Here is a 22,552-nt window from a genome sequence, read left to right on the forward strand (position 1 = left end):
TGGTGTGCCGCGCGTGCTTCGGGGCGCCGGCAGCATGCTGTGCCTGTCGTTGCTGTGGGGCGCGGGCGTGGCGGGCGTGCCCGGGCAGGCACACGCACAGGTGCCGAACGCCGGAGCGACGATGCGCGACGTCGAAACGTCGCGTCCGGCGCTGCCGCCGAAAACCGCGCCCGATCTCGAGATCGTTCCGTCCGAAAGCGCCCCGCAACCGCAACCGGATGCCGGGCCGCGCATCGCCGTGCGCGCGTTCCAGATCGGCGGCAACACCGTATTCGACACCGCAACGCTGCAGGCGCTCGTCGCCGGGCTGGCGGGCGACGCGCTCACGTTTGCCGACCTGCAAGGCGCGGCCGAGCGGATCACCGCCTACTATCGCGAGCGCGGTTACGTGCTCGCGCGTGCCTACTTGCCGAAGCAGGACATCGAAGACGGTGTCGTGCGCATCGAAGTCGCTGAAGGGCGCTACGGCAAGATTCAGATCCACAATCATTCCCGCGCACTCGACGCCGTGCTGCGGCAGCCGCTTGCCGCGCTGCATCCGGGCGACGTCGTCCGCGGCTCCAGCCTCGAGCGGAGCCTGCTGCTGCTCGACGATCTGGCGGGCGTCGGTGCGCGCGGCACGCTGCGCCCCGGCGAGGTGCCGGGCACCACCGATCTCGTCGTCGATGCCGAACGCGGGCCGCCCGCATCCGGGTCGCTCGAATTCGACAACTTCGGCGGGGTGTCGACGGGGCGCTACCGCGTCGGCGGCAGCGTCGACGTCAATGCGCCGTTGCGGCTCGGCGATCGCCTGAGCCTGCGCGGGCTCGTCAGCGACGAACGGCAACGCTATTACCGCGCCGCCTATCAGGTGCCGGTCGGGCCGGCCTCCACGCGGGTCGGCGTCGCGTATTCGTCGTTGCGCTACCGGGTCGCGGGGCGGTTTTCCGATCTCGAGATGAGCGGGCGCGCCAGCGTCCAGACCGTCTATGTCGCGCAACCGCTCGCGCGTGCGCGCGATTTGAGCGTCACCGCGCAGGTGCAATACGAGAACAAGAACCTGCACGACACCTACGGCACTTTCTCGCGCCAGAACGACAAGAACGTCGGCCTGTGGACCTTCGGGCTCAGCGGCAACAGCCAGGACGGCTGGCTGGGCGGCGGCCGCAACGGCTTCTCGGTGATGTTCGGCGTCGGGCGTTTGCGCAGCAACGATGTGTTCGAGTCGAATCCGCTGACGAAGTCGATCGGCGGTTTCAAGAAGCTCAACGTGGACGCGCAGCGGATCCAGGCGCTGGGCGGCCGTTTCCAGCTGTACGGGCAGGTCAGCGCGCAGTTCGCGTCGCGCAATCTCGATTCGTCCGAGAAATTCAGCCTCGGCGGCCCATACGGCGTGCGGGCGTACGCGCTCGGCGAAGGCAGCGGCGACCAGGGCTGGCAGGCCAGCGCGGAACTGCGTTATCTCGCCGCGCCGGGGTGGCAGGTCAGCATGTTCGTCGACGCGGGCGCGGTGCAGCTCAACCGGCATCCGTGGACGAGCGAACGGAATACGCAACACATGCAGGCGGCGGGTATCGGCGCGACCTGGTTCGGCGCGAAGCGCCAGGTGTCGCTGACGGCCGCATTGCCGCTTGGTCGGGGTGGCGATTCGCCGACCCGCGCACCGAGCGTATGGGTTCAGGCCGCTCAGTATTTCTGAGTTGGCGTGATCAACTGCTCGGTTGTTTCACGAGCATTCAAAAACTACATAAATAGGATTCCAAATGAACAAGGCATATTCATTGGTATGGAACGACGTGCAGGGCGGCTGGTGCGCGGTGAGCGAGACCGCGCGTCGCCGCGGCAAGACGGGTAGCGGCAAGCGCCTGCTGGCGGCCGGGGTGTCGCTGCTGGGCCTGGTGGCGACGAGCGCGTATGCGCTGCCGACGGGTGGTGCGGTGGCCTCCGGGAAGGCGGATATCGCGACGTCTGCGGACGGCAAGACGATGTCGATCAACCAGCACACGGACAAGCTGATCACGAACTGGCAGGACTTCAGCGTGGCCGGCGGTGAGCGTGTGTCGTTCAAGCAGCCGGACGTCAAGTCGATTGCGCTGAACCGCGTGATCGGCACGAACGGCAGCCAGATCCACGGGCAGATCGACGCAAACGGGAAGGTGTTCGTGGTGAACCCGAACGGGGTGGTGTTCGGTGCGGGTGCGCAGGTGAATGTGGGTGGTCTGGTGGCGTCGACGAAGGACATCTCGGACAAGGATTTCCTCGCAGGCACCTACCGGTTCTCGGGCACATCGGGCCAGTCGGTGGAGAACGCGGGGACGATCGCGGCGACCGAGGGCGGTAGTGTGGCGCTGCTGGGTGCGCGGGTGTCGAACACGGGCGTGATCCGTGCGAAGGCCGGCCGAGTGGCGTTGGGCGCGGGTAACGCGTTCACCGTGAACTTCGATGGCAACGGCCTGCTGAACCTGCAGGTGGAAGGCGGCGCGATGGACGCGCAGGCGCACAACGGTGGTCTGCTGAGCGCGGAAGGCGGCGAGGTGCTGATGACGGCGCGCGCGGCGAACGGCCTGCTGAACGCGGTGGTGAACAACAGCGGGACGATCGAGGCGCAGGGTTTGAAAGAGCGCAACGGGAAGATCGTGCTGGACGGCGGCCTGGTGCAGGTCGCGGGCAAGCTGAACGCGGCGGGCGGTGACGTGACGACGCGCGGCGAACAGGTGAAGGTGGCGGGCGACGCGCAGGTCGACACGCGCAGCACGTCGGGCCGCACGGGTACGTGGACGATCGAGTCGGCGAACGCGAGCGTCGCGAATGCAGACGCCGCACTGGACGCGGCAACGCTGTCACGCGCGCTGGGCGCGACGAACGTCGCATTGACGAACACGTCGGGCGACTTGACGGTGAATGGCGCGGTGAACTGGACGAGCGACCATACGCTGGCGCTGACGTCGCAAAAGGGCGACGTGGCGCTGAAGCGGGCGGTGACGGCGAGCGGCGCGAAGGCGAGCGTCAAGGCGAACGCCGCAGGTGAAATCCGTGTGGACGACAAGCTTGCGCTGACGGGCGACCAGGCGCATCTGGAACTGAACGCGAAGAAGGGCTATCGGTTCACGCAAGACAAGGCGTCGGTCACGCTGTCGGGCCGCAACGCATCGTTCTCGTCGAACGGCGAAGGGTATCAGGTGATTCACGACGTCGCGGGCCTGCGCAACGTGGACCGCGACCTGAACGGCCGCTACGTGCTGGGCAACGCGATCGACGGCAAGGGTGTGGCGTTCCAGAGCATCGGTGCGAACAGCGCATTCGGCGGCGTATTCGACGGCCTCGGCAACACGGTGTCCCGACTGAACGTTGCCGGGTTCGCTCCTTCCGTCGGCCTGTTTTCCGAGAACGACGGGCGTATTGCCAATCTCGCGCTCGATTCGCTGACCGTGAACAATCCGGCTAACGGGCGCATCTCACAGGTCGGCGGCCTGGCCGGCGCCAATCGCGGGACGATCTCGAATGTCCGCGCGACGGGGATGACAGTCGCGTCCACATCCCCCAGCCGGGGCGAGAGCGTGGTAGGGGGGCTCGTCGGCGTCAACGATCACGGCGTGATCGATGGCGCGCGCTTCCAGGGCCGTATCAGCGGTAACGAAAAGGCGACGACGATCGGCGGGATTGCCGGTAATAACTTTGGCGGCGCGCGTATCGCGAACAGCCACGCCGACGCCGAGATCACGAGCAAGGACGCATCGGCGACCGGTTTGTATATGTTGGGTGGCCTGGTCGGCATGAACTGGGAGTCGACCGTGTCGAACTCGTCGAGCGGCGGCAAGCTTTCGGCGGGCGTCAACGCGGTCGCGGGCGGTCTGGTCGGTTACTCGGCCGGCGGCGCGATCGACCACTCGACGTCGTCGATGGCCGTGTCGGCCGGCAAGGACGCCGCTGTCGGCGGTGCGGTCGGCTGGAACGCCGGTGCGGATCTGTCGAACGTGTCGGCGATCGGCAACGTCAGCGCGACGTCGGGGGCCACGATCGGCGGTCTGGTCGGCGGCAACGAAGGCAACGTTCGCGATTCATGGGCAAGCGGCACCGTCACCGCGGCAGCAGGCAGCACGATCGGCGGCTTCGTCGGCAGCAACGACAACGGCGCGATCAGCGGGTCGCACGCGTCCGGCAACGTCAGCGGAAACGGCGCGGCCGCAGTAGGCGGCTTCGCGGGTAACAACGCCGGAGGCGTCCTCGCGGACGTGTCTTCGAAGGGGCGCGTGACCGGTGCCGCGAGCGAGCGGGTCGGCGGCCTCGCGGGCGCGAACACTGGAACGATCCGACAGGCGGTGGCGGCCGGCGACGTGAGCGCCGGCAACGCGAGCAAGGTCGGCGGGCTCGTGGCCGTCAACGACGGGAAGATCGAAGGTTCGCGCTCGAGCGGCATCGTGCGCGGCGGGCTGGACAACACGATCGGCGGTCTGGTCGGCGAGAACAACGGCACGATCGCATCGTCGAGCTCGACGTCGAACGTTGCCGCGGGGAGCGGCAGCTACGTGGGCGGCCTGGTCGGTTTCAACAAGGGAATCGACGCCGTGGTGAGTGGCTCGAAGGCCTTCGGCAACGTCACGGTCGCCAACGGGCTTGCCATTGGCGGGTTCGTCGGCTGGAACTACGGGACGATCGCCGATTCGGAATCGTCGGGAACGGTGACGAGCACCGCCACGATCGGCGGCGGCTTCGCGGGCGGCAACTCCGGCACGATCCGGTTGTCTGGCACGAGTTCGAAGTTCGATTACCCGGCGCAGGCGCGGCCGTCGTTTTACGGCGGTTTCGTCGGGATCAATACGGGAAGCATCAAGTCGAGTGAGACGACGGGTGCCGCAGTGAGTGAACGGTTCGTCGGCATGAACCGCGGCATCGTCGAAGCCAAGCGGTAATTCGTGTCGGTGCGGGGGAGGGGGCAGCGTATGGCGCCGACGCATTCGCGCCGTCGCGGCGCCGTCCCCCGTTCCCGATCGTCATGCGACTCCTTCGTCAAGTGGTATGCAAGGTACCGGCAGCGGCCAGTCGACTCGAGGGCACGATCGCTCGGCACCGTGCATGGTCAGCGCTTGGCCGGGCGCATGTATGCGTTCAGGCCTGTGCGGAATTTCCGGGCAGGCATGACCGGTCGCTCGCTTCTCGCGAGCATTCAAAATCCAGATAAAGAGGATTCCAAATGAACAAGGCCTATTCACTGGTATGGAACGAAGCGCAGGGCGGTTGGTGCGCGGTAAGCGAGACCGCGCGTCGCCGCGGCAAGACGGGTAGCGGCAAGCGCCTGCTGGCGGCCGGGGTATCGCTGCTGGGCCTGGCGGCGACGAGCGCGTATGCGTTGCCGACGGGTGGCGCGGTGGCCTCCGGGAAGGCGGATATCGCGACGTCTGCGGACGGCAAGACGATGTCGATCAACCAGCACACGGACAAGCTGATCACGAACTGGCAGGACTTCAGCGTGGCCGGCGGCGAGCGTGTGTCGTTCCAGCAGCCGGACGTCAAGTCGATTGCGCTGAACCGCGTGATCGGCACGAACGGCAGCCAGATCCACGGGCAGATCGACGCAAACGGGAAGGTGTTTGTGGTGAACCCGAACGGGGTGGTGTTCGGAGCGGGCGCACAGGTGAATGTGGGCGGTCTGGTGGCGTCGACGAAGGACATCTCGGACAAGGATTTCCTCGCAGGCACCTACCGGTTCTCGGGCACATCGGGCCAGTCGGTGGAGAACGCCGGGACGATCGAGGCGGCGGAAGGCGGTAGCGTCGCGCTGCTGGGCGCACGGGTGTCGAACACGGGCGTGATCCGTGCGAAGGCAGGTCGCGTGGCGTTGGGCGCGGGTAACGCGTTCACCGTGAACTTCGACGGCAACGGCCTGCTGAACCTGCAGGTGGAAGGCGGCGCGATGGACGCGCAGGCGCACAACGGGGGGCTGCTGAGCGCGGAAGGCGGCGAGGTGCTGATGACGGCGCGCGCGGCGAACGGCCTGCTGAACGCGGTGGTGAACAACAGCGGGACGATCGAGGCACAGGGCTTGAAAGAGCGCGAAGGGAAGATCGTGCTGGACGGTGGCCTGGTGCAGGTCGCGGGCAAGTTGAACGCGGCGGGCGGTGACGTGACGACGCGTGGCGAACAGGTGAAGGTGGCGGTCGACACGCAGGTCGACACGCGTTCATCGTCGGGCCGCACGGGTACGTGGACGATCGAGTCGGCGAACGCGAACGTCGACGGCGCGGACGCTGCGATCGGCGCAGCAACGCTGTCACGCGCGCTGGGCACGACGAACGTCGCATTGATGAACACGTCGGGCGACCTGACGGTGGATGGCGCGGTGAACTGGACGAGCGACCATACGCTGGCGCTGACGTCGCAAAAGGGCGACGTGGCGCTGAAGCAGGCGGTGACGGCGAGCGGCGCGAAAGCGAGCGTCAAGGCGGACGCCGCAGGAGAAATCCGCATCGACGACAAACTTGCGCTGACGGGCGACCAGGCACATCTTGAGCTGAACGCGAAGAAGGGTCACCGGTTCACGCAGGACAACGCATCGGCCACGCTGTCGGGCCGCAACGCATCGTTCTCGTCGAACGGCGAAGGGTATCAGGTGATCCACGACGTGGCGGACCTGCGTAACGTGGACCTCGACCTGAATGGCCGCTACGTGCTGGGCAACGCGATCGACGGCAGGGGCGCGGCGTTCCGGAGCATCGGTGCGAACAGCGCATTCGAAGGCGTATTCGACGGTCTCGGCAACACGGTGTCCAGGCTGAAAGTCAATAACAGCGGCTCGTCGGTCGGCCTGTTCGCCGAGAACCGCGGGCGCATCGCCAACCTCGCGCTCGACTCGATCGCGGTGAACGGCGCGAGCACGTCGATCAAGAGCAGCATGACGATCGGTGGCCTGGCCGGCGCCAATCGTGGCGGGACGATTTCGAACGTCCGCGCAACGCGGATGAGCATTTCGTCGTCCGGCACCGGCTATAGCGTCGCAGGCGGTCTCGTCGGAGAGAACAACGCCGGGGTGATCGACGGTGCGCGCTTCCAGGGCTCGATCACCGGTAACGACAGGACGGTCAACATCGGCGGTATCGCCGGGACGAACGCCAGCTCGCGCATCGCGAACAGCCGTGCCGACGCCGAGATCAGGAACGTGCGGTCGCCGTCGTCGACCATGACGAATCTGGTGGGCGGCATCGCCGGCCTGAGCTGGGATTCGACCATCTCGGATTCGTCGAGCGCGGGCCGGATCGCCGTGGGCAACGCGATGTACGCGGGCGGCCTTGTCGGCCACGCGGTCGGCGGCGCCATCGATCGTTCGAATTCGTCGATGGCCGTCTCGGCCGGCCAGGCAGGCATGGTTGGCGGGGCGGTCGGTTCGAACGTCTATACCGCGCTGTCGAACGTATCGGCGAGCGGCAACGTGAGCGCGACCTCCGGGGCCGACGTCGGCGGTCTCGTCGGCCGCAGCGATTACGCGACGATCCTCGCTTCGTCGGCAAGCGGCAATGTCAGCGCGACGGCGGGCAGCCGGGTAGGCGGTTTCATCGGCACGAATGCCAACAGCAGGATCAGCCAGTCGCACGCGACCGGCAACGTGACCGGCAACGGGTCGGCGGCGACCGGCGGTTTTGCAGGCGTGAACGACGGCGGCAGCATGCTCGCGGACGTGTCGGCGAAAGGGCGCACGGCGGATGCCGGACGCGGCATCGTCGGCGGTCTGGTCGGCCAGAATGCCGGCGCGATTCTGCTCGGCAACGCGTACGGCGACGTGAGCGCGGGCGATGCGAGCAGCATCGGCGGGCTCGTGGCCGTGAACGACGGATCGATCGATCATGCCGAGTCGAGCGGCGCGGTGCGCGGCGGCCAGGACAGCAGCATCGGCGGTCTGGTCGGCACGAATCGCGGCAGGGTGGTGTCGTCGAGTTCGACGTCGAACGTGGTTTCGTTGCGCGGCAGCTACGCCGGTGGCTTGATCGGCGAAAACCGCGGCAAGCAGGCCGTCGTGAGCGGATCGACGGCAGGTGGCACGGTGACGGCTACCGGTGGACAGTACGCCGGCGGGTTCGTCGGGGCGAACGACGGCTTGATCGACGGTTCGGAATCGTCGGGCACGGTCTACGCGGCGGGTGCGTATGTCGGCGGCTTTGCGGGCCAGAACTACGGCACGATCCGTTCGTCGCGTACGAGCTCGAAGATCGATTACCCGGCGCAGGCACGGCCAGTGTTCACGGGCGGTTTTGCCGGACTCAATACAGGCAGCATCGAATCGAGCCAGGCGACGGGCGCCGCATCGAAGGAGCCGTTCGTCGCATTCAACATCGGCATGATCGACGGCAAGTCGTGGTAACGCACGTCGGCGCGGGATGATGCACCGTGCATGTCACGGGGCGGCAATCGCGCCGCCCCGTGACGATGGCCGCCCATCCCGATCGTTTGGGGCGGCATTCGACGCAGGGCCGGATTTTTCGTGTCTCCGTCGGCGTGGATAGCAGGCGCCGGGTCGACATCCGTGGTGCAGACCGCGAATCGCTTTTGGTTTGTCATTCCGATTTTTGTATAGGAATGCGAATCGATGATTGTCGATCGCAAGTCGATTCGAATGCGATCCCACGCGACGGGCTGAAGGGACACAAGGCTTGCTTGTCGAACGTAAGGGTTCACGCTGTCCGGCTTTGGCGGGCGGCGCGATCGGAGGTCCGTCGAAGATGGACCAGTTGAAATGTGGAAATAAGAGGAATTCAGATGAATAAAGCCTACTCGCTGGTATGGAATGAAGCGCAAGGCGGCTGGTGCGCGGTGAGCGAGACCGCGCGTCGCCGCGGCAAGACGGGCGGCGGCAAGCGCCTGCTGGCGGCCGGGGTGTCGCTGCTGGGCCTGGCGGCGACGAGCGCGTATGCGTTGCCGACGGGTGGCGCGGTGGCCTCCGGGAAGGCGGACATCGCGACGTCTGCGGACGGCAAGACGATGTCGATCAACCAGCACACGGACAAGCTGATCACGAACTGGCAGGACTTCAGCGTGGCCGGCGGTGAGCGTGTGTCGTTCAAGCAGCCGGACGTCAAGTCGATTGCGCTGAACCGCGTGATCGGCACGAACGGCAGCCAGATCCACGGGCAGATCGATGCGAACGGGAAGGTGTTCGTGGTGAACCCGAACGGGGTGGTGTTTGGCTCGGGTGCGCAGGTGAATGTGGGCGGTCTTGTGGCGTCGACGAAGGACATCTCGGACAAGGATTTCCTCGCAGGCACCTACCGGTTCTCGGGCACATCGGGGCACTCGGTGGAGAACGCGGGGACGATCGCGGCGACCGAGGGCGGTAGTGTGGCGCTGCTGGGTGCGCGGGTGTCGAACACGGGCGTGATCCGTGCGAAGGCCGGCCGAGTGGCGTTGGGCGCGGGGAACGCGTTCACCGTGAACTTCGACGGTAACGGCCTGCTGAACCTGCAGGTGGAAGGTGGCGTGATGGACGCGCAGGCGCACAACGGCGGTCTGCTGAGCGCGGAAGGCGGCGAGGTGCTGATGACGGCGCGCGCGGCGAACGGCCTGCTGAACGCAGTGGTAAACAACAGCGGGACGATCGAGGCGCAGGGCTTGAAAGAGCGCGACGGGAAGATCGTGCTGGACGGCGGCCTGGTGCAGGTCGCGGGCCAGCTGAACGCGGCGGGCGGTGACGTGACGACGCGTGGCGAACAGGTGAAGGTGGCGGTCGACACGCAGGTCGACACGCGTTCATCGTCGGGCCGCACGGGTACGTGGACGATCGAGTCGGCGAACGCGAACGTCGACAATTCGAATACGAACGGCACGCAGCGCGGCCTGACGATCGATGGCGCGAATTCGAACGTCGCGCATGCAGACGCCGCACTGGACGCGGCGACGCTGTCACGCGCGCTGGGCACGACGAACGTCGCATTGACGAACACGTCGGGCGACCTGACGGTGAATGGCGCGGTGAACTGGGCGAGCGACCATACGCTGGCGCTGACGTCGCAAAAGGGCGACGTGGCGCTGAAGCAGGCAGTGGCGGCGAGCGGCGCGAAGGCGAGCGTCAAGGCGGACGCCGCAGGCGAAATCCGCATCGACGACAAACTTGCGCTGACGGGCGACCAGGCGCATCTGGAGCTGAACGCGAAGAAAGGCCACCGGTTCACGCAGGACAACGCATCGGCCACGCTGTCGGGCCGCAACGCATCGTTTTCGTCGAACGGCGAAGGGTATCAGGTGATTCACGACGTGGCGGGCCTGCGCAACGTGGACCGCGACCTGAACGGCCGTTACGTGCTGGGCAACGCGATCGACGGCAAGGGCGCGGCGTTCCGGAGCATCGGCGCGAGACGCGCGTTCGAAGGCGTGTTCGACGGTCTCGGCAACACCATCGGCGATCTGTCGATCTCCAATCCGGGCAGTAACGCCGTCGGCCTTTTCGAGGCCAACGGCGGGCGTATCGCCAACCTCGGGCTCGACAGGATCTCGACGCGCGCGGTCGTGCCTTATGGCCGCACACCGGCCAGCGTCGGCACGCTCGCGGGCTACAACTTCGGCACGATCTCGGACGTGAAGGCGACGAACGTCGCGGTGAGCAGCGAAGGCATGGCGATTGTCGGCGGTCTCGTCGGCAGCAACTACGGCGGATCGATCGAGCGTGCATCCGTGCTGGGTTTCGTCAACGGCGGCAACGATGCGCTGCATGTCGGCGGGCTGGCCGGTGAAAACATCTCGTTCGTCTCGCCCGGTGCCGACGACGCGCTGATCCGCGACAGCCGTGCCGACGTCCAGGTCGTCAGTGCGTCGAACGGCAGCGCAGGCGGGCTCGTCGGGGACAACCACGGTGTCGTCGACAGGTCGACGGCGACCGGCATCGTCAACGCACGCGGCAGCGGCGCGCGCGTCGGCGGGCTGGTGGGCGTCAACAATGGCGGCGTGATCAACGCGTCGACGGCCGCCGGCGATGTGCGGGGCGCCCGCAACGCGTCTGTGGGCGGCCTCGTTGGCCACAATGCGGGCCGGGTGGACGCATCGACGTTCAAGGGCATCGTCGCGGCGACCGACGGCGCGCGTGTGGGTGGCCTCGTCGGCGAAAACCGTGGCGTCGTGCATGCGTCGACGGCAGTCGGCAGGGTAACGGGCGGCGCGTCGAACGTCGGCGGCCTCGTCGGCGCCAACTTCGCGAGCGTGAGCGACTCGACGGCCAGCGTCAACGTCGACGCCGGCATGGCAGGTGTGGCGGGCGGGCTGGTCGGCTACAACGCAGGCAGGATCGACGCGTCGAGCACCGACGGCTACGTTACGGCAGCGGCGAGCGGCATCGCAGGCGGGCTGGTCGGCCGCAATGCGGCGACCGGCGAAGTGCTTGCGTCGTCGGCCGCTGGCGACGTGATCGCGGGCGACTTCGCAACGGCAGGCGGTCTGGCCGGCGTGAACGACGGCGCGATCCACAGTTCGTCGTCGAAGGGGGCCGTGATGGCCGGCATGATGGCGCAGGCCGGCGGTCTGGTCGGCGTCAATGCGGGCACCGTGCAGGCGTCCGCATCGACGGGTTCGGTCGTCAGCGATTTCGAGAGCGTCGTCGGCGGCCTCGTGGCGTCCAACAGCGGCGTGATCGACGGATCGTCCGCGTCGGGCGACGTCCGGGTCGGGTTCGGCAGCATCGCCGGCGGGCTCGTCGGCCGCAACACGGGTACGGTGCGTGACGCCGGCGCGAAGGGCACGGTCGCCGTGACGGGGACGGGCAAGGCCGGCGGGCTGGTCGGCTTCAACGCCGGCCGCGTGTCGTCGTCGAGCGCAAGCGGCGACGTGCTGGCCGACCGGGGCAGTTCGGTCGGCGGCCTGATCGGCGAGAACGCCATTGGCGCGTCGGTCGAGCACTCGAGCGCGACCGGTTCGGCGGCCGGCAGCCACGACAGCTACGTCGGCGGCCTGGTCGGCTTCAACAGCGGCATGGTCGCATCGTCGTCGGCGGCCGGCACGGTTTCGGGTGGCTACTATGCGCGGCTCGGCGGCCTGGCCGGCGCGAACTTCGGCACGTTCGACAACGCGACGACGGCAACCCGTGTTGCGCTGACGCCGGGTTACCGCCAGCAAGCCGGCGCGTTCGCGGCCCTGAACTTCGGCCTTTTCAAGGGCAGCAGCGCAACTGGTGCCGCAGCGGGGATGCCGCTCGCCAACCTCAACTACGGCCAGATCCGCGACTGACCGGTGCCGACCATGCCGGCGGCCCGGCCCGGCCCGGTCTGACCTGACCTGACCTGACCGGATCGCCGGCAAGCCTGCCGCACGCGGCGGCCCGCGCAGGAACGGGCCGCCGCGTGCAAGCGGGACGCACCTCGCCGGGCATGCACGCGCATGCCCGGTGCGCGAACCGGCCGGGCGCGAACGCAGGCCGGGCGTCGGCGGATGGCATCGCCCGCGCGATTCCGGCCGGTTCGTCCGGCCGTCGCGGAAATCCTCGGCGCCGCGCAAACTCGCTAGAATCGAGACTTTCCCGCGCCGAGCGCGACCGGCGCCGCCGTTGCAGGCGGCCCCGGTCGCCCCGTCTCCATCGATGACCACTGCCGATTACCGCTTTTGCCCGCGCTGCGCGAGCCCGCTCACCGAGCGTGCCGATCCCGACCACGAAGGCGGCCGCATCCGCCAGGCCTGCCCCGACGGCACCTGTGGTTACGTGCACTGGAACAACCCGCTGCCCGTCGTCGCCGCGATCGTCGAACTCGACGGCAAGATCCTGCTCGCGCGCAACGCGGCCTGGCCCGAAGGCATGTTCGCGCTGATCACCGGCTTCCTCGAGAACGGCGAAACGCCCGAGGACGGCATCGCGCGCGAGGTGTTCGAGGAAACGGGCCTGAAGGCCGAGCACGTGTCGCTCGTCGGCGTCTACGAATTCATCCGCAAGAACGAACTGATCATCGCGTATCACGTGCGCGCGTCGGGTACGGTCGCGCTGTCGCCCGAACTGCTCGAATACAAACTCGTCGATCCGCCGCTGCTGCGCCCGTGGCGCGCCGGTACCGGTGTCGCGCTCGCCGACTGGATGCGCGCGCGCGGCCTCGATTTCGAGTTCGTCGACCGGCCGGGGCAGTGACGGGCCGGCCCGTGCACAGGGTTTTCTCCGCCGTGCCGCGTGCGATCGCGACGCGGCGCTTCACCCGTTGCCGGCGCGCCGTGCCCTGCGGCCGCCGTGCTTCGTCTGCATCGCTTCCCACGTCCTGACCGCCATCGCCATGTCCGACAAGCCGCAACCGCGCCCGCGCGACGCCTACCGCCACTTCCTGCCGATCACGACCCGCTGGATGGACAACGACGTCTACGGGCACGTGAACAACGTCGTCTACTACAGCTACTTCGACACCGTCGTGAACGAGTACCTGATCCGCGCGGGCGTGCTTGACGTCGAGCACGGGCAGACGATCGGGCTGGTCGTCGAGACGCAGTGCAACTACTTCGCGCCGCTCGTGTTCCCGCAATCGGTCGATGCGGGGCTGCGTGTCGTGAAGCTCGGCACGTCGAGCGTGCGCTACGAGGTCGGGCTGTTCGCGCAAGGCGATGCCGCGCCCGCCGCGCAGGGGCATTTCGTGCACGTGTACGTCGATCGCGGGACACGCCGTCCCGTGCCGTTGCCCGACGCGTTGCGCGCCGCGCTCGAGCCGCTCACTGCCTGACGGCTCGCGGTGCACGCGCTCGCGCTCCAGGTCTTCAACGGCCTCAGCTACGGCTTGCTGCTGTTCATGCTGTCGGCCGGCCTCACGCTGATCTTCAGCGTGCAGGGCGTGCTCAACTTCGCGCATGCGAGCTTCTACATGCTCGGCGCGTATGTCGGCTACAGCATCGCGGCCCATGCGGGCTTCTGGCCGGCGCTCGTGCTCGCGCCGCTTGCGGTCGGGCTGCTCGGCGCCGGTTGCGAACGCACGTTGCTGCGCCGCGTGCAGGCGCACGGCCATACGAACGAACTGCTGCTGACCTTCGGTCTCGCTTACCTGATCGGCGAGGGCGCGAAACTCGTCTGGGGCCTCGCGCCGTTGCCGGCGCCCGTGCCGCCGCTGTTCGACGGTGCGCCCTTGAGCGTGTTCGGCCTCGCGTTGCCGCGCTACCGGCTGTTCATGATGGCGATGTCCGCGACGATGCTGGTCGCGCTCGGCGCGCTGCTGCGCGTGTCGCGCATCGGGCTCGTCGTGCGTGCGGCGCTCACGCATCGTGCGGCCGTCGAGGCGCTCGGCTACGACGTGCCGCGCGTGATGACGGGCCTGTTCGGCGCCGGCACCGCGCTCGCGGCGCTGGCCGGCGTGATCGGCGCGCCGCTGGCGGTGATCGAACCCGCACTGGCCGAGACCGTCGGGTCGGTCGTGTTCGCGGTCGTCGTGATCGGCGGGCTCGGCTCGCTCGGCGGCGCGTTCGTCGCGTCGCTCGCGGTCGGCTTCGCGCAGACCTTCGCGGCCGCGAGCGACACGTCGCTGCGCGACTTCGCGTCATGGGCCGGCATCGCGTTGCCCGACAGCGTGGCCGCGGTGTCGATCGCGCAACTCGCGCCGCTGGTGCCGTACCTGCTGCTCGTCGCGGTGCTGGTTGCGCGGCCGCGCGGGCTGTTCGGAGAACGGGTCGATGCGTAGTCGCGTGCTCGCCGGATGCACGCGCTGGGCGCTGTTCGCCGCGTGCTTCGTGCTGCCCGCGTGGCTGTGGCCGCATGGCGCGGTGCTCGGCTATCTTGCGCAGACGGCTGCGCTCGTCGTGCTCGCACTGTCGTACAACCTGCAGCTCGGCACGACCGGGCTGCTGTCGTTCGGGCATGCGGCGTTCGCGGGCCTCGGCGCGTTCGCGGCCGCGCACTGGTTCAACCATATGGGCGGCCCGCTGCCGTTGTTGCCGCTCGTCGGCGGCGTGGCCGGCGCGGGATTCGGATTCGTTGCCGGGTTGCTCGCGACACGCCGTTCCGGCACCGCCTTCGCGATGATTACACTCGGGCTCGGCGAATGCGTCGCGGCCGCCGCGTGGAGCGTGCCGGCATGGTTCGGCGGTCTCGGCGGCGTGCCGATCGACCGCGCGGGCGGCTCGACGTGGGGCGGCTGGCAGTTCGGCGCGCCGGCGCATGCGTACGCGGTGATCGCTGCGTGGTGCGTCGCGTCGGCATGGGCGATGCACGCGCTGACGCACACGCCGCTCGCGCGGCTCGCGAACGCGGTGCGCGACAACCCGGCGCGCGTCGCCGCGCTCGGCACCGACCCGCGCCGCGTGCGGCTCGCGATGGTCACCTGCGCGTCGTTCTTCGCGGGTATCGCCGGCACACTGACGTTGATCGACGTCGAGCTCGCGACGCCCGACAGCGTGTCGATGGCACGCTCCGCGACCGTGCTGATCGCGACCGTGATCGGCGGCACCGGCGCGTTCTTCGGGCCGGCGGCCGGGGCCGCCGTGCTGACCGCGCTGAGCGTCGTCGTCGCGGGCGTGTCGCGCGCGTGGGCGCTGTATCTCGGCGTGCTATTTGTCGTGATCGTCGTGGCCGCGCCGCGCGGGATCGCCGGTATCGCGCAAGCGGTCGCGCACGCGTTGCGGCGCGGCGCGCCGGGGGCCGAGCGGTGGCGCCTGCTGTGCGGCATCGGCGCGTGCGTGTTCTGGGGCGTCGCGGTCGTGTGCGCGGCCGAGCTCGGTTATGCATGGCGCTTCGCGCAGGACGACGGCTCGGGCCTCGCGTTCGGTGCGTGGGGCATCGATGCCGATACGCCGGCCGGCTGGGCCGTCGCGTGTTCGGCGGCGGGCATCGGTGCGCTGCTGTGGGGCTGGCGCGCGCGCTTCGCGCAGGGTGCACGGCCTGGCAAGCGGGAGGACCGGCGATGAACGGCAACGCGATCGCGCTGCATGGCGTCGTGCAGCGCTTCGGTGCGCAGACCGTGCTCGACGGCGTCGAGCTGAGTATCGCGGCCGGCGAGCGCCATGCGCTGATCGGGCCGAACGGCGCGGGCAAGTCGACGCTGTTCGGCGTGATCGCGGGCGCGACGCGGCCGACGCGCGGGCGGGTCGTGCTGCACGGCGTCGACCTGCGCGGGCGCGGGCCGGTCGTCGCGAGCCGCCTCGGCATCGGCCGCAGTTTCCAGCAGACGAGCGCGTTCGCGCGGCTGACCGTATTCGACAACCTGCGCTGCGCGGCGCTGCATGCGCCCGCCGAACGGCGGCGCTGGTGGAACCGGCTGCGCGAATCGGCGTCGGTCGATCTCGCAGCCGCGCGCGTGTTGCACGACATCGGGCTTGATGCGCGGCGCGGCGCGCTGGCCGCCGAACTGAGCTATGCGGAACAGCGCGCGCTCGATCTCGGGATCGCGCTCGCGAGCGGCGCGCGCACGCTGCTGCTCGACGAACCGACGGCCGGCATGAGCCGCGAGCAGGCGGCGCGGATGATCGCGCTGATCCGCGCGACGACGCAGGGCCGCACGGTGCTGATGATCGAGCACGACATGGACGCGGTGTTCGGCTTCGCCGAACGCATCACGGTGCTCGTGCGCGGCGCGGTGGTCGCGACCGGCGCGCCCGATGCAATCCGTGCCGATTCGCGCGTGCGCGCCGCGTATCTGGGCGAGGGGCGCGCATGAGCGCACTGCTCGACATTCGCGGCCTGCGCGCGTGGTACGGATTGCAGCCCGTGCTCGACGGCGTCGATCTTGCGCTGGCACCGGGCGAGACGCTTGCGCTGCTCGGCCGCAACGGCTCGGGGCGCTCGACGCTCGCGAAGGCCGTGCTGGGGCTCGTGCGCACGACCGGCTCGGTGCGCATCGCCGGCGCCGAATGCGCGGGCGCGCGCACGTTCGAGGTCGCGCGGCGCGGTGTCGCTTACGTTGCCGAAAGCCGCGACGTGTTCCCGCTGCTGACGGTGCGCGACAACCTGCGGCTCGGGCTGCGCGGTGCCGGCGGTGCGGCCGAACGCGCGGCGCTCGAACGCCTGTTCGACCGTTTCCCGCTGCTGGCCGCGCGTGCGGACGTGAAAGCCGGGCGGCTGTCGGGCGGCGAACAGCAGGTGCTCGCGCTGGTGCGTGCGCTGGCCGGCCGCCCGCGCGTGCTGATCGCCGACGAGCCGGCCGAAGGGCTCGCGCCGCTCGCGGTCGACGAAGTCGGCGCTTGCCTCGCCGCGCTGCAGGCCGACGGCGTCGCGATCCTGCTGATCGAGCAGCGGCTGCAGTTCGCGCCGCGGCTCGCACGGCGCGTCGCGGTGATGGGGCGCGGACGGATCGTCTACGACGGCGCGCTCGACGGCCTGGACGGCGAGGTCGCCGATGCGTGGCTGAGCGCCGGCTGACGGCGCGCGATCGATTGTTCGGCAAACTCCGCCAGTCAATTCGTGTCGAGCCGCTTTATCGCTGCGGTGCCGCACCGTACATTGCCAGTCAGGCCGGTCGTCATCACAACGCGTCGACGCGTCAACGCATCGTCGCGGCAACCGGCGCCATCCATCGAAGGTCTTTTGACTGAGGAATGAAATCATGAGCAAGCTGGCAGGCAAGGTCGCGATCGTCACGGGCGGATCGAAGGGCATCGGCGCGGCAATCGCGAAGGCACTGGCCGCCGAAGGCGCGTCGGTCGTCGTCAACTATGCGAGCAGCAAGGCGGGTGCCGACGCGGTCGTTGGCGCGATCGTCGAAGCGGGCGGCCGCGCGGTCGCGGTGGGCGGCGACGTGTCGAAGGCAGCCGACGCGCAGCGCATCGTCGATACGGCGATCGACACGTACGGCCGTCTCGACGTGCTCGTCAACAATTCCGGCGTGTACGAATTCGCGCCGATCGAGGCGATCACCGAAGAGCACTATCGCCGTCAATTCGACACGAACGTGTTCGGCGTGCTGCTGACGACGCAGGCAGCCGTCAAGCATCTCGGCGAAGGCGCGAGCATCATCAACATCAGCTCGGTGGTGACCAGCATCACGCCGCCCGCCAGCGCCGTCTACAGCGGCACCAAGGGCGCGGTCGACGCGATCACCGGCGTGCTCGCGCTCGAACTCGGCCCGCGCAAGATTCGTGTGAACGCGATCAACCCGGGGATGATCGTGACCGAGGGCACGCACAGCGCGGGCATCATCGGTTCGGATCTCGACAAGCAGGTGCGCAGCGAGACGCCGCTCGGCCGCCTCGGCGAGCCGGACGACATCGCGTCGGTGGCCGTGTTCCTCGCGTCGGACGATGCACGCTGGATGACCGGCGAGCATCTCGTCGTGAGCGGCGGGTTGAACTGATCGTGCGGGGCGGCGCATCGGCGCGCTTGCGCCGGTCGTGCCGCCCTTGTCGTTACGCGTGCGGCGCGAGCGCGTAACGGCCGACGTGCCACTGCAGGCTCTCGACGACGAGCGCGTGATTGTGTTCCGAGTCGAGCCCCGCGATCGTCATCGCGCCGACGATGCCGGCCCCGGCGACACGCAACGGCACGCCGCCGCCGTCGAGCGCATAGTCGTCATCCGACAGCCCCTGCGACTGCAGCGACCAGCCGGCGCGACGAAAGCGCTCGCCGACCGCGAGTGAGCTGAGACCGAAGCGCAACACCGTGTTCTGTCGGCGGCGGATCGCGTCGCTGTCGTTCGCGTGGCTGCCGTCGAGCGCGCAGTAGAACAGCGGCGCCTGCTCGCCGACGATGCTCACCGCGATCGGCAGCCCGCGGCGCGACGCGAGGTTGACCGCGATCTCGCCCATCCGGCGGGCGAGCGCCGCATCGAAGCGCGGCAGCGCCGGGTTCGACGCGTCGTCGTCGAACGGGTGGGGATCGAGGCGAAAGAGGGTCGTCACCATGGTGGCTCCGTGGCGTTCCCGGCGCTGGGTGCGCGTGCCGGGCATCGCATCGTCACGGGCCGCGCGCGGGCCCGTTTTCCATTCAGCGCTTCGGCGCCGCGTCGAGCATCCATTCGTGCGCGGGATCATTCCTGAACGCCCACGCGCGGCTCGGTCCGGCCATCACGTTCAGGTAGTACAGGTTGTAGCCGTGCGGCGCGACCACCGGATGGTAGCCGCGCGGCACCATCACGACGTCGTGGTTCTCGACCGCGCACGCTTCGTCGAGGCTGCGGTCGTCCGTGTACACGCGCTGGAACGCGAAACCCTGCGGCGGATCGATCCGGTGGTAGTAGGTTTCCTCGAGCGAGGTTTCGTCGGGCGCCGCATCGCGGTCATGCTTGTGCGGCGGATAGCTGCTCGAATGGCTGGCCGGCGTGACGACCTCGACGACGAGGAGGCGCTCGGCCGCCGGGTTGTCGCCCATCAGGATGTCGCACACGTAACGCGTATTGGTGCCTTGCCCGCGTACCGAGCGGCGCATCCGTTCGCCGTCGAGGCGTTGCACGGGCTTGTCGCCGCTCGCATACGGCGCGGTGCACAGCGCGATTTCCGCATCGCGCGTCGCGACCAGCGTGACCGTCTTGCCGCCCGGCACGTACAGCGCATCGGGCGATACGTCCTCGAATACGCTGTCGCGCTTGCCGAGCGCATCGTGGGTCGTGCCGTCGACCTCCGCGCGCACCGTGCCCGTGAGCACGACGACGCACAGTTCCCGCGTGCCCGTGTCGAGCGTTTCGGTGTCGCCGGCTTTCAGGCGCAGCGCGCGAAAGCCGACATGTTTCCAGCCGGCCGATTCCGGCGTGACGTTGCAGATTTCGCGGTCAGCAGAGGCTTTGACCAGCAGGGGAGAAATCGTCATGGGGTGGGGCTCCGCAATGGGGTGACAGCGGGGGTGACGGGGCTCATGCGCTCAACCGGTCGACGATCGCGCGCAGCGATTCGTAGCCCTTCTTCGCATACGCATAACTCGGCGCGACGGCCGGATCCTGCTCGGCCTCGACGACGAGCCAGCCTTCGTAGCCGGCATCCTTCAGCGTGCGCAGCGTCGCCTCGTAGTCGAGCGCGCCGTCGCCGGGCACCGTGAAGGTGCCGTTGATCACGCCGCTCAGGAAGCTCCAGCCGCTGTTGCGCGCCTGCGTGACGACCTGCGGCCGCACGTCCTTGCAATGCACGTGGACCACGCGCGATACGTGTTTCTTCAACAGCGTCACCGGGTCGGCCGCGCCGCCGAAATACGCGTGGCCGGTATCGAACAGCAGGAACACCTTCGCCGGATCGGTCAGCGCCATCAGCCGGTCGACGTCGTCGGGCGATTCGACGTATGCGCCCATGTGGTGATGGTAGGCGAGCTTGATGCCGTACGTGTCGAGCAGGTGCGCGCCGAATGCGTCGAGGCGGGCCGCGTAGCGCCGCCATGCGTCTTCGTCGACGAAGCGAGGCCGCTTCGCGACCGGCGTGTCGATATTGCCCTGGATCGTGCCCGCGCATTCGCCGTACACGACCACGTTCACGTCGTTGTATTGCAGCTTCGTCATGTGCGCGCGGCAGCGCTCGATCTCCGCGGCGACCGCATCGGCGTCGCTCGTGCCCGGCGCGACCTCCGCAAGGAAACCCGAATACCAGCCCGACACGCACACGAGCCCGAACCCGGCGAGTTTCGCCTTCAGCTCGGGGCCCGTCTTCGGAAACTTGTTGCCGAGCTCGAAGCCCGCATAGCCGATTTCGGCGCCTTCCTTCAGCGCCGTTTCGAGCGGCGTCTCGCCGCCGAGCGACGGCAGGTCGTCGTTCATCCACGACAGGGGATTGATACCGATGCGGACGTTCCAGCTCATGACGGGCTTCCTTGGTTCGAATGTGTTTTTCGCGGGGAGGGTGCGTGGGCAGCGTGCGTCATCAGCGCCGCTGCCGGGTCTTCGCGTCGAGATACGCGCGGTGCGCGTCCTCGACGCCGGCGCGTTCGGACACTTGCGGCACGGCGACTTCCCACCATGCGCCGCCGTCGTCGGTCGTGCGCCGGTGCGTGGTGTCGATCACGAGCACCTGGCTCTTCTTCGCCGCGCGGGCGCGCTTCATTTCGCTGCGCAGTTCGCCGATGTCGCGCACGTGCACGGCTTCGGCGCCCATCGCGCGCGCGTGCATCGCGAAGTCGATCGTCGAGCGTTCGCCGCCTTCGGGCACGCAGTCGTCGAGCATGTTGTTGAAGCTCGCGCCGCCGCAGTTCAGCTGCAGCCGCTCGATGCAGCCGTAGCCGCGGTTGTCGAGGATCACGACGACGATCTTGCGGCCGAGCATCACGGACGTCGCGAGTTCCGCGTTGAGCATCATGTACGAGCCGTCGCCGACGATCACGATCACTTCGCGCTCGGGCCGCGCGAGCTTCGCGCCGAGGCCGCCCGCGACCTCGTAGCCCATGCACGAGTACGCGTAGTCCATGTGATAGTTGCCCGGCACGCCGCTGCGCCACAGCTTGTGCAGTTCGGCCGGCAGCGTGCCGGCCGCGCACACCACGAGGTCGTCGCGCGCGCTGTCGCGCCCCGCGTCGGCCGCGGAGTCGCGCACCGCGCCGATCACTTCCGCGTCGTACGGCAGCGTGTCGTTCGGCACGTGCGTCGTGAGTTCGGTCACGCGCGCGTTCCATGCGGCGGCCTGGTCGCGGTTGCTGGCCGTCCATGCCGGATCGGCGTGCCAGCCGGCCAGCGCGGCCGACAGCTGGCCGAGGCCCGTGCGCGCGTCGGCGACGAGTTGCCGGCCGCGTTTCTTGCCCGCGTCGAACGGCTGCACGTTCAGGCTCAGCAGCGTCGCGTTGCCGTAGAGCGCATGCGAGCCGGTCGTGAAATCCTGCAGCCGCGTGCCGACCGCGAACACCACGTCGGCCTGCGCGGCCGCGCGGTTCGCGGCGGGCGAGCCCGTCACGCCGATCGAGCCGAGGTTCAGCGGGTGGTCCCACGCGAGGCTGCCCTTGCCGGCCTGCGATTCCGCGACCGGCACGCCATGCGTATCGGCGAACGCACGCAGCGCGTCCCACGCCTGGCTGTACAGCACGCCGCCACCCGCGACGATCAGCGGCTTCTTCGCGGCCTTCAGCACGTCGAGCGCATCGGCAAGCTCGAGCGCGTCGGCCGGCGGCCGGCGCATCCGGATCACCGGCGGCGCGAAGAAGTCCTCGGGCCAGTCGTACGCGAAGGTCTGCACGTCCTGCGGCAGCGCGAGGCACACGGGGCCGCACTGCGCGGGGTCGGTCATCACCTGGATCGCACGCGGCAGCGCGACGAGCAGCTGCTCGGGCGACGTGATCCGGTCGAAGTAGCGCGTCACCGGCCGGAAGCAGTCGTTCGCGCTGATGTCGCCCTGTTCGAAATCCTCGACCTGCTGCAGCACGGGGTCGGGCAGGCGCGACACGAACACGTCGCCGGGCAGCAGCAGCAGCGGCAGGCGGCCGACGTGCGCGAGCGCGGCGGAGGTCAGCATGTTGGTCGCGCCCGGGCCGATGCTCGACGTCGCGGCCATCATCCGCTGGCGGAAGTTCGCTTTCGCGAACGCGATCGCGGCGTTCGCCATCCCTTGCTCGTTGTGTGCGCGGAACGTCGGCAGCCGGTCTTTTTCCGCATGCAGCGCCTCGCCGAGCCCGGCCACGTTGCCGTGGCCGAAGATCGCGAACACGCCGCCGCAGTAGGGCAGGATCTCGACGCGGCCGTCGGGCTGGACGACTTCGGCGCGCAGGGCGGCCAGGTAGCGCACGAGCGCCTGGCTGACGGTCAGTCTTACGGTAGAGGTCATG

Annotated in this window: 15 protein-coding genes; 11 read left to right on the plus strand and 4 right to left on the minus strand. The window is 68.9% G+C overall.

Annotated features, from left to right (window positions below):
• Positions 1 to 13 precede the first annotated feature (13 nt).
• The 11 genes from DPV79_RS15225 to DPV79_RS15275 all read left to right on the plus strand — a co-directional run bounded on the left by DPV79_RS15225 (position 14) and on the right by DPV79_RS15275 (position 18,185).
• Positions 14 to 1,678: a ShlB/FhaC/HecB family hemolysin secretion/activation protein gene (locus DPV79_RS15225; RefSeq protein WP_341867604.1), complete on the plus strand. Its 1,665-nt coding sequence runs from the start codon at positions 14 to 16 to the stop codon at positions 1,676 to 1,678.
• A 64-nt stretch (positions 1,679 to 1,742) separates the two neighbouring features.
• A complete protein-coding gene (locus DPV79_RS15230; protein ID WP_113045792.1) occupies positions 1,743 to 4,889 on the plus strand; it encodes a two-partner secretion domain-containing protein in 3,147 nt (1,048 codons plus the stop codon).
• Between the two features lie 281 nt (positions 4,890 to 5,170).
• Positions 5,171 to 8,329 carry a two-partner secretion domain-containing protein gene (locus DPV79_RS15235; RefSeq protein ID WP_113045793.1) on the plus strand — a complete coding sequence of 1,053 codons (3,159 nt, stop codon included), beginning with the start codon at positions 5,171 to 5,173 and terminating at the stop codon, positions 8,327 to 8,329.
• A gap of 395 nt (positions 8,330 to 8,724) precedes the next feature.
• Entirely contained in the window at positions 8,725 to 12,174 is a 3,450-nt protein-coding gene (locus tag DPV79_RS15240; protein WP_113045794.1) for a two-partner secretion domain-containing protein, read from the plus strand.
• A 349-nt stretch (positions 12,175 to 12,523) separates the two neighbouring features.
• A complete protein-coding gene (locus DPV79_RS15245) occupies positions 12,524 to 13,060 on the plus strand; it encodes an NUDIX domain-containing protein (protein WP_059620638.1) in 537 nt (178 codons plus the stop codon).
• Between the two features lie 139 nt (positions 13,061 to 13,199).
• A complete protein-coding gene (locus DPV79_RS15250; RefSeq protein ID WP_021157113.1) occupies positions 13,200 to 13,637 on the plus strand; it encodes an acyl-CoA thioesterase in 438 nt (145 codons plus the stop codon).
• Positions 13,638 to 13,646: 9 nt separating this feature from the next.
• Complete coding sequence (locus tag DPV79_RS15255; protein ID WP_113045795.1) at positions 13,647 to 14,582, plus strand: branched-chain amino acid ABC transporter permease; 936 nt, start codon at positions 13,647 to 13,649, stop codon at positions 14,580 to 14,582.
• Entirely contained in the window at positions 14,575 to 15,804 is a 1,230-nt protein-coding gene (locus DPV79_RS15260; protein WP_113045796.1) for a branched-chain amino acid ABC transporter permease, read from the plus strand. Before DPV79_RS15255 ends, DPV79_RS15260 begins: the two co-directional genes overlap by 8 nt.
• Positions 15,801 to 16,553 carry an ABC transporter ATP-binding protein gene (locus tag DPV79_RS15265; protein WP_048025936.1) on the plus strand — a complete coding sequence of 251 codons (753 nt, stop codon included), beginning with the start codon at positions 15,801 to 15,803 and terminating at the stop codon, positions 16,551 to 16,553. Before DPV79_RS15260 ends, DPV79_RS15265 begins: the two co-directional genes overlap by 4 nt.
• Positions 16,550 to 17,254: an ABC transporter ATP-binding protein gene (locus DPV79_RS15270; RefSeq protein ID WP_113045797.1), complete on the plus strand. Its 705-nt coding sequence runs from the start codon at positions 16,550 to 16,552 to the stop codon at positions 17,252 to 17,254. The genes DPV79_RS15265 and DPV79_RS15270 overlap by 4 nt, the downstream gene beginning before the upstream one ends.
• A gap of 184 nt (positions 17,255 to 17,438) precedes the next feature.
• Positions 17,439 to 18,185, plus strand: coding sequence for a glucose 1-dehydrogenase (locus tag DPV79_RS15275; RefSeq protein WP_021162382.1), 747 nt, complete (start codon positions 17,439 to 17,441; stop codon positions 18,183 to 18,185).
• A gap of 52 nt (positions 18,186 to 18,237) precedes the next feature.
• On the opposite strand, the gene DPV79_RS15280 is transcribed toward DPV79_RS15275, so the two are convergent.
• From DPV79_RS15280 to iolD, 4 genes are all read right to left on the minus strand, one after another.
• On the minus strand, positions 18,238 to 18,732 hold the full coding sequence (locus DPV79_RS15280) for a heme-degrading domain-containing protein (protein WP_059497814.1): 495 nt from the start codon (positions 18,730 to 18,732) through the stop codon (positions 18,238 to 18,240).
• A gap of 82 nt (positions 18,733 to 18,814) precedes the next feature.
• A complete protein-coding gene (iolB, locus tag DPV79_RS15285) occupies positions 18,815 to 19,633 on the minus strand; it encodes a 5-deoxy-glucuronate isomerase (RefSeq protein WP_048025939.1) in 819 nt (272 codons plus the stop codon).
• 43 nt (positions 19,634 to 19,676) lie between these two features.
• A complete protein-coding gene (iolE, locus tag DPV79_RS15290) occupies positions 19,677 to 20,606 on the minus strand; it encodes a myo-inosose-2 dehydratase (RefSeq protein ID WP_113045798.1) in 930 nt (309 codons plus the stop codon).
• A gap of 61 nt (positions 20,607 to 20,667) precedes the next feature.
• The gene (gene iolD / locus DPV79_RS15295; protein WP_113045799.1) at positions 20,668 to 22,551 is read right to left on the minus strand and encodes a 3D-(3,5/4)-trihydroxycyclohexane-1,2-dione acylhydrolase (decyclizing); all 1,884 of its coding nucleotides are present in this window, start codon (positions 22,549 to 22,551) and stop codon (positions 20,668 to 20,670) included.
• Position 22,552: the final 1 nt, after the last annotated feature.

Source organism: Burkholderia reimsis (assembly GCF_003294055.1).
Lineage (GTDB): Bacteria > Pseudomonadota > Gammaproteobacteria > Burkholderiales > Burkholderiaceae > Burkholderia > Burkholderia cepacia.